The following is a 16106-nucleotide window of genomic DNA, read 5'->3' on the forward strand; positions in this document are numbered from 1 at the left end:
CTTAGAAATCTTGGCTTAATGGCTTAATTGAGCTGTAACCCTTATGTGGTAAGGTTTTTCACTTAGCCAACATCCTAAAAAGCGATTGGCATAATGGCTTAATCATGATGATTTATTCACTCATTAAGCCATTATGCCACCATATAAAATACTATCATGCTTAATGAAAAGCCTTTGATAGAAAGGCTTTCATTGCCATTAAGCCATTAAGCCATACTTCCTAGCAAAATAGGGTTAATTGAAACATAACGAATCTTGGATATTTCCTCTACTTTTAGATAGTGGCTATCAATAAGTTCATCTAATACAGGCTCTAGTTTTTGCTTACTACCTCTCATTGGACGAGGACAGCTATTCATAAAACTTGAATAAGTCATTCTTTCTATATTTTTGTTAGAACAATATTTAGCGAACCACTTAATCAACTTCTCTGCATCACTTTCGGTTTTGACCTCAATATCTGCATACATTGCCCATTCATTTAATGAGTGCTTAACGACTTCACAGGCTCCTTTTAGGGTACTGGCATCAATCCATTGTAAACCCTGAAAATAAGCAAATACGGTAGCCAAACGCCGTGCTAATTGGCTCGCACGACTGGCAAACGCCTGTAGGTATTCATAACGTTTACCTTTACCCTGTAATTCCTCAAACATATTGTAAAAGGCAAGGTCAATTTCTCTTGCTTGTTCATTCATTGGAATGACGTAGCGACCGTTATACAGCTCTTGATCGGCATGAGGACGCGGACAGTCATCTAATAAGTATTCACAACGTGTCCAGTAAGCAATTAAGCGATGGTCCATATTGGCATTCTTATTTTGATAGATTGCATCCTGTAGGCGTGTTCCTGCCAAGTTCTCAGGAATGGTTAAAATAAATCTAGGTAAAAATCCTTGTCCACGTAGTACTGGGTCCTTGAGGGCATCAGCTAATACTTCATGTTGCCCTTGTAGATTAAACGTCAAGCGAACGTCATAAGCACGACCACTACCGTTTAAATTGGACTTGGAGCGCGTTCTCTCTACAAAACCATCATCAAACAACTTGGCATAGCCTCCAATGGCTTGAGTACGTGTGTCACCTTTCATGGTATAGCCACCAAAAAATTGACCTGCTTCATCACTGGCGATAGAAGCGTTATTAAGTACACCGTCCACGTAAAGCCCCGCAATAGATTCAAGGGTAATATCACTGTAAAGCGTACTAGGGTCATGTGGTGGCGGATTCTCAGCGCAATAGGCTTCACGATCCTTTTTATTTAATGAGGCTTGTCCACTTTTCCATTGCTCAAGGTCACGGCGGTATTGTTCATATTGTTTACGTTCATGTTGAATAATGGCTTTATCTGCCATATTTCGACTGGTACTTTTACGACTTCCGCTTTGTCCCTCAGTGAGTAAATACAGACTGCATGGTTCACCTTGAGCATTAAATGGGTGTGGTGCATTGACATGGGCTTGGGCAATATGGGACATGGCACCTATGACGCATTGGGCAGCCATTGCAATAGGGGCTTGCACATATTCAGCAATGGCAAGTACAGCCTCTTTCGCCAATGGTGGCAAGGCATGAATAGGATAAGGTGTATTAACGGATTCTTCATTTTGTACTAAGGGCAATAACTCGCCCCACTGGTTCTGTTTAGGCAACAAAGAAATTGCCTCATGAATAAATGCTAATACCTCCTCGATGTCATTATCTTTATTGAACTCAGTAAAAAACTCGCTTTCACCAATCTTGATATATTGATTGAGCAAACGGACAGGCGTGTTGTGTTCAAGCTGCTTGAATGGCTCAAGCTGTATATGTTCAGGTCTAACAGGCATATATAACTGTTGATAGCCTGCATTAGACAACTGCTGAATGACATACTGGATCTGTTCAAAATCAAATGCTTTGAGTTTTGTTAAGTTCTTACTGGTGAGATTAGGCAACATGACCAAAACAACGGCATAATCTGTCTGAGCCACTTTAAAAAATGCCTCTACATTATGGGTAATAATGACAGGTTTATCCTGGTGCAAATGACCATAGTAGGCAAAGCCTTTTGCTAAACCATCAGGGATGACTTGAACTCGCTGTTTATCCTGTAATACCGCACATTGTACGAGTTCCAATTGAGCGTTATAGATTGGTAGAATCAAAGGCTGTTCATACATCACACCGTTAATGTCTACCTTGCATTGATCAACATAGATCGGCTGTGATGGACTGCCAAAGCGTTCAATGATGGGATGGTTTAAATATGTGTCATCCGATGGATTAAGCAACGTACAATTTGCTAGAATCGAATCGGGTTTGATGGTGGAGGTGGTGATATTCATAGTGTCACCGCCTTTTTATCTTTTTCATCTCCCTCAAAAGCCAATGGTAGGATTTTTTCAATCATTTCTAATTTTGTTTGAATCTCAGATATAAGATTGGCAACAATTTCACCTTTCATAACCAATTTTTCACCATCTTCAAAACAGTTCCATGTTGCTATAGACATGTTCTTGGCACTGTTCACAAGATCAAAAATAACATCCTGAGCATTCAAGTGATTGGCATCTTTATGGGGTACAAAAAATTCGCTTGTGAGGCAAAGTAATGGAAAATAATCTTTATTGATTGGATTCGGTTTTTGGGTGTTATTTTGATTAGGCATGATTATGCGCTCCGTTTGAGTTTAAAGGAGCTTTACCATTCACGACCAAATGAGGGTGGCAAAGCTGTAAAGGGTTGGTCGATAGGTTCAAACGGATACCTACACACGTAAACGTGTCCCTCCACAGCTTCACCATAAAATGCGAACGCATAGAGATATTACGCACAAAAAAAGCCCTTTCGGACTGTGCGCCGTTTGAATCATAGCCGACCAAAGCTAACTTTGAGATTTTGCTCAAAGCAAGGGAACTATAACCATACTTTGGCATGTTGGCAATATTAAGTGATTTATTTTTCATGTTTAAGCGTAAAGCCAATTTTGGATTAATCTTTGAAAACAGCATGTTATATGCCTCAAAATATTGTAGGGGTGTGTCCAGTTTTGGGCATACCCACATAGGATTTAAAATACTGTCAGAATAAATGTGAGCAAATTTGCTCATATCTAAATAGATACGCTCAAATCTGAGTGCATCTAAGGCTTGAGTTTTGGCTTTAAAATCTATTATTTGATTCATACTTTCACCTACTGCACACGGTTAATATGAATGTCTGAATTAATCAAAATGCCGTCATTGGATAACCCCACCTGTTGACGGTTATCCATCATTTTTAATAACTGCTGTTCAGCTTCTTCAAAACTTATGCCTAAATGCTTGGCAATATCTTCAAGGCTATACATTGGGTCGCCCTCATCGGTGTATCCGCTTGGCGGTGGCAGTAGGTTTAATTCTTTGGCTTTGGCATTCATTTCCGCTTTGATGTGTTCAGGCGTGTAATGCAAGGTCATCATAAAAGCCTGTTCAGTGATGGGGTGGCGTTCCCCATACTGTTTAAGCATTGCTTTGTAGTGGTCAAAGGCTTTGAAAAACTCAGGGTTTACATGCTCAGTCATTGTGTAACCCCTCAAAACCAAGTTGAATATTTGCCTTACATGTTTCAATACGTTTGGCATTTAAGTGTTTTTCATGTTTACGGCGGTGCATACCATGACTGTGAAAAGTACCTTTATCCTTTGATACCTTTTCTTGCATACAAAGGCGGTTTAATTCCTCATAAGCGGTTTGTCGTGCTGAATAACTGCCAGTCTTACGAATTGTTGGTAATACCTCTGCAAATACCCAATTTTGGAAGTTCAATGCTTCGGGTTTGTTAGATCGGAAGATAACTCGATATAAGTTTTCTTCATTGATAAAAGCGAGTTCTTGCATACCGCCATTAGTTGAAATGCGAATTTTATGCACTCCAGTAGGGTTTAATGCTCCTTGTCGCTTAGGGGTTTCGTTTTTAACATACCCCTTTGATACTTGTACCAAGTCAGATGAGCGAGAAATATTCATCACCTTACAAACATCAGGTAAACAAAACAAAGGTTCACCATTTGCACCATAAACAACTCGAACGCCGTGTTCATTAAAATTAAAAATAGAAGGGTTCATGCTTGCACCTCATTTAATTCATATCGAGCATGTGTGCCTTTGTTGTTTAAGTTCGGCTCTTGGTGGGTCACAATGTCATGACCTAATAGGCGTAAACGCTGAATAACAGCACTTAGGCGATAGCAATCAAAGTGATGAATTGCCTCTGCTTGGCTCAAGGTTTTACCTTGTTTGAGGTGGGTTAAGACTTGGGTTTGATGGTTCATGTTTAAGCCTCCAATTCTGCATTGGTTAGGCTTTGCATTTGGTTCTTATGCCATTCGATCAATTGAGCATAGTCAAAATAGACAGGGGCTTGTTTTGTTTCACCTGTTTTGATTGCTTGGGGAAATGTTTTATCTGTGCGGACTAAGTGACGTAATGATTCACGGCTAATGTCTAGGATTTGGCAAGCTGTTTTAAATTGAACTCGGATTGGTTGGATAGTCATAAAAATGCCCATATATGAAAAGATATGGGCAGTATTTAATAAGTAATGATTTATTAAAAATTGATTGCTAGTACTTTCAGTGATTTGCTAGCAAATTCATATTTCTTCTAGCTAGACTTATTTTTCAATTGAAAAAAATTCTTTAATCCACCTATTTAGAGTTGCATCTTTTACCCATTCTTTTTCATTCTTTACAGATGAATTATGGGTTACTAAAAAATAGTTTTTAAATTCAGTTCTGTTTTTCCATTTTCTATTTTGTGTTGGGTGTCCAATTTTGAAAAGATCTAAAGCTTTTTCTTTAAGTTCTTTTTCATTACTTTCTCTATTTATTGTTTGTCTGTGTTTATTTGATAATGCTAAAGTGGATTTATAGTATTCAATATCGTTAAAATTTGGGATTAACTTAGTGAAATAATTTACTAATAGCTGGAGTTCGTATAATGGTTTTTTTGTTTCATGATTAAGCCCATTTTCAATCTCCTTTAAAACATGCAAAGCATGTAGTACTCTGATAGTTAACTCTATCTCAATAAGAGGTTGATTTTCAAAAACATAAGAGGTTTTCATTTTTGTTATTTTTTTTATAGCTTCTTTAGATTGTTCTAGCGGATTATCTGCATCAAACATACTTTCATGCATTATTGAGAAATACTCAAAACTATCACCGAGATAATGTATTAAATCTCGGTTTAGATCGTTTTTTATATTTGTTATTTGTACACCTATCAAATATTTACAGAAATCTATTTCAGGGTTATAGGCATTGATTGCATCGCTATATAGCTGTTCCTTTTCTTCTTCTAAGGCTTCGGGTCTAAGTTCAATAATAGCTTGTTTATATTGATTCTTGAAAAAATCAATTTCTTTCTGTATTTCTTGAAAGGTTTCTTCATATTCGACAAATAATGTTTCAATATGTTCTTCTGAAACATAAAAACCTGATTTTCCTATACCGTTCAATTTAAGCCTCCCACAGCTTCCCAATAAAATGGCTAAGTCAATCGAATTGGGTATTCGACTTTCGGGAGCAAACCTAGACTTAGCAAACTGAATATAAATGATATTTAATTATAACTGTGCATACTTTGGTATATTGTGCGACATAAGTTGTCACTTAGCTTTCTTAAACTGGGTAATGCTTTGATCTGCAATTTCTTCCAAATAATTGGCATACCATTGCATCATATTGGCTCTGTCCTCTAAATACTGAGCCTTGTTATAAACACCCGCTACACCATCCTTTACGTGTGCCAATGCAGCTTCAATATGACGCTCATCAAAACCACGATTATTTAAAAGGGTACTTGCAATGTGCCTAAAGCCATGTGGAGTTTGTCGTCCCTCATATCCCATACGGCGCAAAGCCATAATGAAAACGGTATCTGATTTAGGTTTACTCTTGTCTGATCTACTTGGAAATAAAAACTCAGAATTGGTTTCATACGTTTTTAATTCTTGCAGAATGGCAACGGCTTGTTTTGATAAAGGCACAACATGCTCACGGCGTTTCTTCATACGTTCTTCAGGGATATTCCATATAGCATGATCAAAGTTGAACTCATCCCATTTTGCTTGTCTTAATTCACTTGGACGACAAAACAACATTGCCAAAAGCTGTAAACCGATTCTTACGTCCATCGTAGGGTAGTTATTAATGGCTCTGATCAATGTCGGTAATTCCTGTTCACTGACATGCGCCATGTTTTCTTTTTTACCTTGTTGCAAATACTTTTGAATACCCTCTAAAGGATTGTAGTCAATACGACCAGTGACCTTTGCATAATCATAAATATCTCGGCACATTGCCCGAACTCGGTTGACCTGTTCATAAATGCCTTGCTTCTGTTGGATACCTTGTAAATGATTCATCCATTCAATCGGCTTGATCGTGGTATACAAGCGTTTGCCAAAAACTGGGAATATATGCTTTTCCAATGCGCCTTTATTTCGGGTCATGGTGTCATTCACCCAAGTATTTACTTTGGTGTCTAACCATTCTCTAGCCAATAATTCAAAAGTAGCATTATTCTGTTCTAACTCTTGGCGTTTACGTTCTTGTTTTGAAATGATTGGATTTTCACCCTTAGATACATCATCCAAAAGTTCTTTGGCTTTCTTACGTGCTAATTGTCCACTGATTTCAGGATAGCCACCTAAACCTAGCCATGACCACTTACCATCAGGCTTTTTATATCGAAGTTGCCATGACTTATTACCATCAGTTTTGACACGAATGTATAAACCATTGCCATCGAGTTCCCGATACTCTTTTAATTCAGGTTCAAGATTGGCAATTACAGTATCAGACAAAGGACGGCGTTTTATTTCTGATCTTTTCATTTATCCGTGTATCCCTTGAGTTCAATATTTCTCAAAGGATACACAAGGGGATACATGGAAAGCAACACTATAGCTAGTTATGTTTGGTTATGTTTAGGCAAGAAAAAAGGCTTAATCCCTTTAGAATCAAGCCTTTTGTCTTTAAAACTTGGCATGTTTTGCCATGTTTTGGAAGGTATTTGGTGGAGATGGCGGGAGTTGAACCCGCGTCCGCCAACACTACACTCGAGAATACTACATGCTTAGATATCGTTAATTATTTTAACGACAAGTGACCCAACGAACAGGGTACAAGCCGCGATCCTCTAAGTTTGGTATAAAGCCCCGAGGCTTGACTTTATACGGACTTGTGTGCGTGCGCTTCGGTCGGGTTCACTGACCACAAGTATTCAGTGAAGCGGACAAACTGCCCTTAGGCAGCTAGAGCGTAAGATTCGTCGTTTGCGACTAAAATATGCAAATTTGATTTACGAGAGAAAATGCGCTCTCGGCATGCATCTATGAGCTTCATCATCAGCGTCGAAGCCAAAAACATCCCCTAGATAACAATGCAATCATAACATAAATGTTGAAAATTACGCAGTGAATTTACGACATTTAAGTGAAATGATGCAATTGCTTACATCATTGCGTTAATATGAGTATTTTTCAAGGGTCAAAAACAAAAAAGATGAGCTATTTACTCGCACTTGATCAAGGAACAACCTCTAGTAGAGCAATTATTTTTGATGAGCATGGAAAAATCCATGCAACTGCACAACGTGAAATACAAATCAAGACCCCTAAATCAGGTTGGGTAGAGCAAGATGCGCAAGAAATTTGGACGACTCAAATTGCTGTGGTACAACAAGCAATCGCATCTGCGCGATTATTAGCCAAGGATGTCAAAGCTTTAGGTGTAACAAATCAACGTGAAACAACGGTGATTTGGGATAAACGCACAGGTCGAGCTTTAGCTCCTGCAATTGTGTGGCAAGATCGGCGGGCAGTAGAGTGGTGTAATGACTTACTACAAAAAAACTATTTAGAAAAAATACAAGATAAAACAGGTTTAAGAATAGATCCTTATTTTAGTGCTGGAAAATTAGTATGGTTATTGGAAAATATTGATGGACTCAGAACACTTGCAGAGCAAGGACATGTGGCTTTTGGTACGATTGATAGCTGGCTGATTTGGAACTTAACGCAAGGTTCAGAACATGTCATTGAAGCCAGTAATGCATCTCGAACAATGTTGATGAATTTAAAAAGTCAGCAATGGGATGATGAACTGATTGAGTTGTTTAATATTCCACAATCAGTTTTACCTAAAATTATTGATTCAGATCAATATATTTCCAATACAGCAGCAGGTTTATTGGGTGCTGAGATTCCGATTGCAGGTATTTTAGGAGACCAGCAATCTGCATTATTTGGTCAGTCATGTTTTGAAGTCGGAACAGCAAAAAATACCTATGGCACAGGCTGTTTTATGCTGTTTAATACAGGTCATGACATTCAATACAGTCAAAATCAATTATTAAGTACATTAGCATGGCGCTGCCAAAATCAGTCGAATTATGCACTTGAAGGCAGTGTGTTTATGGCAGGTGCGATTGTGCAATGGCTTAGAGATGGTTTAGGCATTATCCGAAATAGTACTGAAGTCGAAAAATTGGCGTGTAAGGTGAAAGATACCGATGGTGTTGTATTGGTTCCTGCATTTACGGGTTTAGGTGCGCCACATTGGGATAGTGAGGCGCGTGCTTTACTTTGTGGTATGTCACGAGGTACAAATAAATCTCATATTGCACGAGCAGCTTTAGAATCCATCGCATTTCAAGTTTCAGATGTACTGACTGCCATGCAATCTGATATTTCACAACCATTAAAAGAGCTGCGTGTAGATGGCGGTGCAAGTCAAAATGATATGCTCATGCAATTTCAAGCAGACATTTTAAATGTTCCTGTACTGCGCCCTAAACTTTTAGAGTCAACGGCTTGGGGTGCAGCAGCGATGGCAGGTTTGAAAATGGGGGTATTTTCAAATCTAAATGAAATATCTGAGTCTTGGCAATTAGACCGAGCGTTTGAACCCAATATGCAAGAAGATAAACGACAGTTCCATTTACAACAATGGAATGATGCTTTGCAAAGAGCAAAAAGTCATTAACTGATTTACAGGCACGTATTTCATTCATCAACCTAAAAAAGATGCTGATTATTTACAGCATCTTTTTAGATCTTGGATTTAAATGGTATTGAGCGCTTCAAAGCGAAATGAAGCGCCTCGGTGTTCTTCTGGTAAATACGCCCCACGCCCAAAAAGTTTTTCACGTAAAGTTCCTTCACGATAATCTTTTTGATAGACGCCACGTTTTTGTAGTTCAGGAACAATATATTCCACCACATCTTCAAAAGTTTGATGCGCTAAGATATAAGCTAAATTAAATCCATCAATGTCTGTATCTTCAACCCATTCCTGTAACCGATCTGCCACAGTATGAGCAGCACCGACAATAACAGGTCCATTGCCGCCCACACTTGTCCACTTCGCGATTTCTTCAATCGTCCAAACTCGATTTGGGTCAGCTTTAACATAAGAATTTAATAAAGACTGAATCGCATTGGTTTCAATATATTCAACTTGATCAGTTGATTGATATTGAGAAAAATCTACGCCTGACCAGCCAGAAACCAGCGTTAGTCCACCATCATAACTGCCATAGCTTTGATATTCTTCAAATTTACTTTGAGCTTTAGCATCAGTTTCATCAACAACAATAGAAAGCATGGTATAAATTAAAACGGATTTTGGGTCTCGACCTTCTTCGACCAGTTTGGAACGAATGCCTTGTACAAGTTGTTTAACCGCAGTTTTGGTGGGTGCAGAAATAAATACACATTCAGCATTTTGACTTGCAAAACTTTGACCACGATGAGAAGCACCTGCTTGATATAAAACAGGTGTGCGCTGTGGTGATGGTTCACAAATATGAATGCCTGGGACTGTAAAATATTGCCCTTCATGTTCAATGGGATGAACTTTATTGAAATCGGCAAAAACACCACGCTTTTTATCACGTATTACGGCATCATTTTCCCATGAACCTTCCCAAAGCTTATATAAAACTTCTAAATATTCATCAGCGATATCATAGCGATTATCATGTGTAACTTGAGTTTTTAAACCAAGATTTTTCGAACCACTTTCTAAATAAGAGGTGACAATATTCCAACCTGCACGTCCTTTGGTCAGGTGATCTAAAGTACTCATCCTTCTTGCAAAAGGATAGGGATGTTCAAATGAAATGGATGTTGTTACACCAAAGCCTAAGTGTTTGGTTACGGCTGCCATTGCAGGCACAATTTGTAAGGGATCATTGACTGGAACTTGTACCGCACCTGTTAGCGCATGTTGAGCATTGCCATGATAAACATCATAAATGCCTAAAACGTCGGCAAGAAAAATACCATCGAATTTACCGCGTTCTAAAATTTTAGCTAAATCAGTCCAATATTCTAGATCTTTATACTCTGTAGAACGATCAAGCGGATGTCGCCATAAACCAGGTGATTGATGAGCAACACAATTCATTTCAAAAGCATTAAAGCGGATTTGTTTGGTCATAATAATAAAAATCTTAGTGGATATTTTTATCTTATAAAAAATAAATGCATTATTTTATATTTAAAGCTGAGATATAAATCTGTTTTTTTACTTATGAAAATACTTGTAAATGATATCAGTTAATCTTTTTATTCATAAATAAAATAATTTTTTTGTTTAAGATTTTGATTATTAATTGAATATTTATTATTTTTAATTTTTTTATTCTATTTAAAATGAATTGCTTTTCATCTTAATATATAAGTGAATAATAATATTGGTGCTAGTTTGAATATAGAAAATCAAACTAGGGAAATCTAAATGACAGCAAAGATTAATATCCAATTAAATTCAGCAGAAAATATTCCAAAAGAATTTTATTTATTAAAAAATAAAGCGCATATCATTCAAAATGATGCTGAGGCAATCCAAATTGCTCAAAATTTGGCGCAAGAATTTAAAAAAGAAGCAGCAATTCGAGACCACGAACGGCGTTTACCCTTAATCGAAATTGAAAAATATTCACAGTCTGGTTTATGGGGAATTACCATTCCTAAGCAATTTGGTGGGGCAGGTGTGAGTTATAAAACGCTTGCTGAAGTTGTGAAAACGATTTCGAGTGCTGACTCTTCATTGGGGCAAATCGCCCAAAATCATTGGGCTTTTGTTGAACATATTCGTTTAGATGCAACACTTGAACAGCAAGCTTTTTTCTTTGATCAAGTGCTACAAGGACATCGTTTAGGTAATGCATTTTCAGAAAAAAGTTCGAAAACTGTTGCAGATTTAACCACAACAATTGAATTTAAGGAGGATCATGCTGTAGTAACGGGGCAGAAATTTTTTGCAACAGGTGCACTTTTAGCGCATTGGATTCCTGTGGTCGCTGTGAGTTCTGAAGGGAAACCTTTTGCCGCTTTAATTCCACAACATCGTGAAGGTTTAACCATTAGCAATGATTGGAGTGGTTTTGGACAGCGAACAACGGTGAGTGGTTCTGTCACTCTAGATCATGTAAAAGTTGATTTGGAAAATATTGTTCCAATTTATCAAGCCTTTGAACGTCATACTGCGGCAGGTGCTATTTCTCAGTTTATTCAAGCCGCAGTTGATGCGGGCATTGCACGTGGTGCAATTCAAGAAACCATTGATTATGTACGCCAATATACTCGCCCTTGGATTGATTCTGGTTTAGAAAAAGCGACAGATGATCCTTATACCATTGCCAATATTGGCGAATTAAAAATAAAACTCCGTGCTGCTGAAGCTGTTTTAGACTTAGCTGCATTGGCAATAGATGCGGCTTTAGCCGAACCTTCTGAGCATCATGTTAATGAAGCAACTTTGTTAAATGCTGAAGCAAAAGTATTAACCACCGAAATTGCGTTATTGGCAGCCAATAAATTATTTGAACTTTCAGGTACACGTTCTACTTTGTCAGAATTAAATTTAGACCGTCATTGGCGCAACGCAAGAACACATACTTTGCATGATCCTGTACGTTGGAAATTAAATATCGTAGGCAATTATTATTTAAATGATATTCCACCACCACGTCATGCTTGGAGCTAATAGGAGAATAACAATGACAACATTTACACAAAATCATGAGCTTTCTTTGGGTGGAAACTATGAGCAAGTTGCCCAAAAGTTTCGCCCAATTTTTTCTAAAATTGCAGAGGGTGTTTTAGAGCGAGAAAAAAACCGTATTTTACCAACCGAGCAAATTGAGTGGTTGAAGCATGCAGGCTTTGGGGCTGTGCGTGTCCCTGTACAATATGGCGGTGAAGGTTTATCTCAACGTCAGTTATTTCAGCTACTGATCAAATTAGCAACGGCTGACTCAAATATTGTACAAGCATTGCGTGGGCATTTTGCTTTTGTGGAGGATCGTTTGGTTGCCCATAGAGATTTTTCCCAAGAAATTTGGTTTAAGCGTTTTGTACAAGGTGATTTGGTGGGGAATGCATGGACTGAAATTGGTAAAGTTGAAATTGGCGATGTCATTACACGTGTTTCACAAAATCAACAAGGTAAGTTAGTGGTAAATGGTGAAAAATTCTATTCAACAGGGACTATTTTTTCAGATTGGATCGACCTTTTTGCTTATGATGAAACCTTAGACCAACATGTGATTGCGGCTGTATCGACACATGATCAGGGTATTTTGATAACAGATGATTGGGATGGATTTGGGCAAAAAACCACGGGCAGTGGCTCACTCAAAATTAATCAAGTTCCGATTGAGCGTGATCATATTTTGTCATTTGAACAGCGTTTTAAATATCAAACAGCCTATTATCAAGTCTTTCATTTAGCCACTTTGGCAGGTATTGCATTGAGTGCAGTTGAAACTTTTTCAGAGGAAGTTCGCCAACGGACTCGTATTTTTAGTCATGGCAATGCAGATCTGGTTCGTCATGATCCACAAGTTTTACAAGTGATTGGTAAAGCATCTGCACAAGCTTTTGCAAGTCAATCTATTGCATTAACAGCAGCAGAAACTTTGGATACTGCATATTTGAGTCATTTTCAAAATAATGATATTTCAGATCAAAAAGCCAACAATGCAGCTGAGCTAGAGTCATCACAAGGGCAGGTGGTGATTGCAGATTTGGTTTTAGATTTAACTACATCTTTATTTAATGCTTTGGGCGCATCTGCAAGTACAACAGCAAAACAATTAGACCGTTTTTGGCGTAATGCACGTGTAGTTTCTTCACATAATCCACTTATTTATAAAGAAAAAGTGATTGGGGATTGGTTGGTAAATCAAACACCTTTACCTTTTGTTTGGCAGATCGGAAATAGCCCATTGGCAAAACATATTTCTGCTTGATATTTATACTTGGCTAGCTTGGAGCTTTCATTTTACAATGAAGGCTCTTATTTTTATGGTGATCATCTAAAAAGTGGCGTTATAAAATAAGCATAAAACTGAGAATGAAAAGATGGAAATTTCACAGTTTAAAATGCCAAGATAAGTCTAAAAAGCAACAATGAAACGAAAAAATAAAACCCGCTAATTTGGGCGGGTTGAATTCAATTCTAGATGAGTATTTTTAGTTTAAGCAACTTGTACAGGAATACAGTTCGCTGTGTGATTGACTGTATTGTCTGGATTTGCATATACAAGACGTGGTTTATGTGCATCTGCTTCTGCATTGGTAAAGTCACCAAATGTTGCGATAATCATTAAATCACCAACATCAGCTTGAAGTGCAGCACCGCCATTAACTGAAATAATGCCTGAACCTTCTTCACCACGAATCGCATAAGTTGTGAAGCGCTTACCATTGGTGACATTCCACATATGAATTTCTTCATATTCGCGGATACCAGCTAAATCTAAAAGAATGCCATCGATTGCACAAGAACCTTCATAATGTAATTCTGCTTGTGTAACGACACAACGGTGGATTTTAGCTTTTAATAAACGAGATAGCATGGCTTGCGTCTCCTAGTTGTCCTACGACAGTTATATGTAATTAAACAATAACCTTTACAATGGGATACTTTCGAAAGCGCATTTTGCTCTTAAAATAACCACATAGCAAGAAAAATTGTTTAACAAAGCTTTATTTTAATAAATGGAAATCAAGGTTTATATGCATTGATTTGATTCATTGCTTGTTGAATCTCACCATTGACTAAAAGTTTAGCCTTACTTAAAGCATGATGCAGTGCATCATCCATTAAATTTTGCTCACTACTTGGTGCACGACCTAAGACATGCCCAGAAACTTTTTCTTTTGAGCCGGGATGACCGATACCAATACGTAAGCGATGAAAGTTTGCACCAATATGTGGGACGATATCACGTAAACCATTGTGACCACCGTGACCACCACCTGTTTTTAAGCGAATGATACCTGGATCCATATCCAATTCATCATGTGCGATTAAAATTTCTTCAGGTTTGATTTGGTAAAATTTGGCGAAAGGTACAACACTTTGACCGACAAGGTTCATAAAGGTTGTTGGTAATAACAGACGAACGTCTTGACCTTCAATGTTACCACGACCACTGATTCCTTTATATTTAGGATCAGCTTTGAGTTGAATGCCATATTGTTCTGCAAGGCGTTCTACGAACCAGAAGCCAGCATTATGGCGGGTTTGGGCATACTCAGAACCTGGATTACCCAAACCGACAATCAGTGAAAGTTTACTCACTCATTTACACCATTTAACACTTATGCGCGTTTGAAGTCAGCGTGCATTGGCGTGTTTTTAGCAGGGTGACGTTGTAACGCTTGGATTTTAACGCTTTCAACTTTACCTTCGATGTTGATTTCAACAACTTCTTCAAAGAAAGCATTGCTTTCTAAAGCTTTAACAAGCTCACGAAGTTCTAAAGTAACTGCTACAGGCTCAGCAGCACCACCGTAGATGATCGCTGGAACTTTAGCTTGATGACGAAGGCGGCGGCTCGAACCTTTCCCTTGAACTGCTTCTTCACGTGCTACTGCATTTAATACGAAGTTTGCCATGATTAGACATCCTATTTAAGTTTAATTGACTGAACTTTCGACCAGTCCAGTGATAGAAAGCCCCACCAAAGGGCAGGGCTTTGAAAATTTCGCGCTATTATAGATAAGAATCAAACATTGCGCTAATAGATTCTTCGTTGTTAATACGACGAATTGTTTCAGCAACCATACTTGCTACTGAAACTTGGCGAATCTTACCAAGTTTTAAAGCTTCTTCAGAAAGTGGAATGGTGTCAGTAACAACCAATTCATCAATCACAGATTTACTTAAATTTTCAAGTGCTTTACCAGAAAGTACTGGATGAGTTGCGTAAGCAACCACTTTACGAGCACCAAAAGTTTTGAGTGCATCAGCAGCTTTACACAATGTACCTGCTGTATCGACCATATCATCGACAATCACACAATCACGGTCTTTCACATCACCAATCAAATGCATCACTTGTGATTCATTCGCTTTTTGACGACGTTTATCGATGATTGCAAGATCAATATCACCCATTTGTTTTGCAACTGCACGTGCACGAACCACACCACCAACGTCAGGTGAAACCACCATTAAGTTGTGATGCTGTTGTTGACGTAAGTCAGCAAGTAACGCAGGTGTACCGTAGATGTTATCTACAGGAATATCGAAGAAACCTTGGATTTGGTCAGCATGCAAGTCGATCATCACCACACGGTCAATCCCAACTGTTGTCAGCATATCTGCAACAACTTTTGCAGTAATTGGAACACGTGTAGAACGAGGACGACGGTCTTGACGAGCGTAACCGAAGTAAGGAATCACGGCAGTGATACGACCAGCACTTGCACGACGCAAAGCATCAGCCATAACCAAGATTTCCATAAGGTTGTCATTGGTTGGGGCACAAGTAGGCTGTACGATAAATACGTCTTTACCACGCACATTTTCAGTAATTTCGACAGTGATTTCACCATCAGAAAATTTACCTACGGCAGCAGCTCCCAGTGGGATATGCAAATGGCTTACGACTTTTTGGGCGAATTGCGGATGCGCTGATCCACTAAAAACGACAAGATTGGGCATGAAGCACCCTTGGCGGTTGGCAAAATTTGAAAATAGATGGCAGGGGCGGCTGGATTCGAACCAACGGATGCCGAGATCAAAACCCGGTGCCTTACCACTTGGCGACGCCCCT

17 protein-coding genes, 1 tRNA gene and 1 other RNA gene are annotated in these 16106 nt (G+C 38.4%); 3 read left to right on the forward strand and 16 right to left on the reverse strand.

The window, feature by feature from the left end:
* Positions 1-206: 206 nt before the first annotated feature.
* The 10 genes from HX124_RS03680 to ssrA form a co-directional block, all read right to left on the reverse strand.
* Positions 207-2327, reverse strand: coding sequence for a DUF3987 domain-containing protein (locus HX124_RS03680; protein WP_286381995.1), 2121 nt, complete (start codon positions 2325-2327; stop codon positions 207-209).
* Entirely contained in the window at positions 2324-2650 is a 327-nt protein-coding gene (locus HX124_RS03685) for a hypothetical protein (protein WP_286381996.1), read from the reverse strand. Before HX124_RS03685 ends, HX124_RS03680 begins: the two co-directional genes overlap by 4 nt.
* Positions 2643-2948: a hypothetical protein gene (locus HX124_RS03690; protein ID WP_286382265.1), complete on the reverse strand. Its 306-nt coding sequence runs from the start codon at positions 2946-2948 to the stop codon at positions 2643-2645. The genes HX124_RS03685 and HX124_RS03690 overlap by 8 nt, the downstream gene beginning before the upstream one ends.
* A gap of 227 nt (positions 2949-3175) precedes the next feature.
* The gene (locus HX124_RS03695) at positions 3176-3544 is read right to left on the reverse strand and encodes a hypothetical protein (protein ID WP_286381997.1); all 369 of its coding nucleotides are present in this window, start codon (positions 3542-3544) and stop codon (positions 3176-3178) included.
* Complete coding sequence (locus HX124_RS03700) at positions 3537-4088, reverse strand: BRO-N domain-containing protein (RefSeq protein WP_286381998.1); 552 nt, start codon at positions 4086-4088, stop codon at positions 3537-3539. Before HX124_RS03700 ends, HX124_RS03695 begins: the two co-directional genes overlap by 8 nt.
* Entirely contained in the window at positions 4085-4294 is a 210-nt protein-coding gene (locus tag HX124_RS03705; protein ID WP_286381999.1) for a helix-turn-helix domain-containing protein, read from the reverse strand. Before HX124_RS03705 ends, HX124_RS03700 begins: the two co-directional genes overlap by 4 nt.
* A gap of 2 nt (positions 4295-4296) precedes the next feature.
* Positions 4297-4518, reverse strand: coding sequence for a transcriptional regulator (locus HX124_RS03710; protein ID WP_286382000.1), 222 nt, complete (start codon positions 4516-4518; stop codon positions 4297-4299).
* Between the two features lie 117 nt (positions 4519-4635).
* Positions 4636-5481, reverse strand: a complete 846-nt coding sequence (locus HX124_RS03715) for a hypothetical protein (protein WP_286382001.1) — start codon at positions 5479-5481, stop codon at positions 4636-4638.
* A gap of 150 nt (positions 5482-5631) precedes the next feature.
* Positions 5632-6861, reverse strand: coding sequence for a tyrosine-type recombinase/integrase (locus HX124_RS03720; RefSeq protein ID WP_286382002.1), 1230 nt, complete (start codon positions 6859-6861; stop codon positions 5632-5634).
* Positions 6862-7041: 180 nt separating this feature from the next.
* Positions 7042-7400: a transfer-messenger RNA gene (ssrA, locus tag HX124_RS03725) on the reverse strand.
* 131 nt (positions 7401-7531) lie between these two features.
* On the opposite strand from ssrA, the gene glpK reads away from it, so the two are divergent.
* A complete protein-coding gene (gene glpK, locus HX124_RS03730; protein ID WP_286382003.1) occupies positions 7532-9013 on the forward strand; it encodes a glycerol kinase GlpK in 1482 nt (493 codons plus the stop codon).
* Between the two features lie 78 nt (positions 9014-9091).
* Here the strand turns inward: glpK and HX124_RS03735 are convergent, their stop codons facing one another.
* A complete protein-coding gene (locus tag HX124_RS03735) occupies positions 9092-10471 on the reverse strand; it encodes an LLM class flavin-dependent oxidoreductase (protein WP_286382004.1) in 1380 nt (459 codons plus the stop codon).
* A gap of 300 nt (positions 10472-10771) precedes the next feature.
* On the opposite strand from HX124_RS03735, the gene HX124_RS03740 reads away from it, so the two are divergent.
* The gene (locus tag HX124_RS03740) at positions 10772-12022 is read left to right on the forward strand and encodes an SfnB family sulfur acquisition oxidoreductase (RefSeq protein WP_107006951.1); all 1251 of its coding nucleotides are present in this window, start codon (positions 10772-10774) and stop codon (positions 12020-12022) included.
* A 13-nt stretch (positions 12023-12035) separates the two neighbouring features.
* Complete coding sequence (locus tag HX124_RS03745) at positions 12036-13289, forward strand: acyl-CoA dehydrogenase family protein (protein ID WP_286382005.1); 1254 nt, start codon at positions 12036-12038, stop codon at positions 13287-13289.
* Positions 13290-13517: 228 nt separating this feature from the next.
* Here the strand turns inward: HX124_RS03745 and panD are convergent, their stop codons facing one another.
* From panD to HX124_RS03770, 5 genes are all read right to left on the reverse strand, one after another.
* Entirely contained in the window at positions 13518-13898 is a 381-nt protein-coding gene (panD, locus tag HX124_RS03750) for an aspartate 1-decarboxylase (RefSeq protein WP_004722504.1), read from the reverse strand.
* A 149-nt stretch (positions 13899-14047) separates the two neighbouring features.
* Complete coding sequence (gene pth / locus HX124_RS03755; RefSeq protein ID WP_107006953.1) at positions 14048-14626, reverse strand: aminoacyl-tRNA hydrolase; 579 nt, start codon at positions 14624-14626, stop codon at positions 14048-14050.
* Between the two features lie 20 nt (positions 14627-14646).
* A complete protein-coding gene (rplY, locus tag HX124_RS03760) occupies positions 14647-14943 on the reverse strand; it encodes a 50S ribosomal protein L25 (protein WP_107006954.1) in 297 nt (98 codons plus the stop codon).
* A gap of 97 nt (positions 14944-15040) precedes the next feature.
* Entirely contained in the window at positions 15041-15994 is a 954-nt protein-coding gene (locus HX124_RS03765; RefSeq protein WP_107006955.1) for a ribose-phosphate pyrophosphokinase, read from the reverse strand.
* A gap of 37 nt (positions 15995-16031) precedes the next feature.
* Positions 16032-16106: transfer RNA gene (locus HX124_RS03770), tRNA-Gln, on the reverse strand.

It is taken from the genome of Acinetobacter sp. 226-1 (genome assembly GCF_030329325.1).
In the GTDB taxonomy this organism is placed as follows: Bacteria; Pseudomonadota; Gammaproteobacteria; order Pseudomonadales; family Moraxellaceae; genus Acinetobacter; species Acinetobacter sichuanensis.

Bases quoted from the DNA above. Each gene is read 5' to 3' on its own strand.
- rplY (WP_107006954.1), bottom strand. From the start codon at position 14,943: ATGGCAAACTTCGTATTAAATGCAGTAGCACGTGAAGAAGCAGTTCAA.
- HX124_RS03685 (WP_286381996.1), bottom strand. From the start codon at position 2,650: ATGCCTAATCAAAATAACACCCAAAAACCGAATCCAATCAATAAAGAT.
- HX124_RS03705 (WP_286381999.1), bottom strand. From the start codon at position 4,294: ATGAACCATCAAACCCAAGTCTTAACCCACCTCAAACAAGGTAAAACC.
- HX124_RS03680 (WP_286381995.1), bottom strand. From the start codon at position 2,327: ATGAATATCACCACCTCCACCATCAAACCCGATTCGATTCTAGCAAAT.
- glpK (WP_286382003.1), top strand. From the start codon at position 7,532: ATGAGCTATTTACTCGCACTTGATCAAGGAACAACCTCTAGTAGAGCA.
- panD (WP_004722504.1), bottom strand. From the start codon at position 13,898: ATGCTATCTCGTTTATTAAAAGCTAAAATCCACCGTTGTGTCGTTACA.
- HX124_RS03765 (WP_107006955.1), bottom strand. From the start codon at position 15,994: ATGCCCAATCTTGTCGTTTTTAGTGGATCAGCGCATCCGCAATTCGCC.
- HX124_RS03695 (WP_286381997.1), bottom strand. From the start codon at position 3,544: ATGACTGAGCATGTAAACCCTGAGTTTTTCAAAGCCTTTGACCACTAC.
- HX124_RS03745 (WP_286382005.1), top strand. From the start codon at position 12,036: ATGACAACATTTACACAAAATCATGAGCTTTCTTTGGGTGGAAACTAT.
- HX124_RS03710 (WP_286382000.1), bottom strand. From the start codon at position 4,518: ATGACTATCCAACCAATCCGAGTTCAATTTAAAACAGCTTGCCAAATC.
- HX124_RS03690 (WP_286382265.1), bottom strand. From the start codon at position 2,948: ATGAAAAATAAATCACTTAATATTGCCAACATGCCAAAGTATGGTTAT.
- HX124_RS03700 (WP_286381998.1), bottom strand. From the start codon at position 4,088: ATGAACCCTTCTATTTTTAATTTTAATGAACACGGCGTTCGAGTTGTT.
- HX124_RS03720 (WP_286382002.1), bottom strand. From the start codon at position 6,861: ATGAAAAGATCAGAAATAAAACGCCGTCCTTTGTCTGATACTGTAATT.
- HX124_RS03735 (WP_286382004.1), bottom strand. From the start codon at position 10,471: ATGACCAAACAAATCCGCTTTAATGCTTTTGAAATGAATTGTGTTGCT.
- HX124_RS03740 (WP_107006951.1), top strand. From the start codon at position 10,772: ATGACAGCAAAGATTAATATCCAATTAAATTCAGCAGAAAATATTCCA.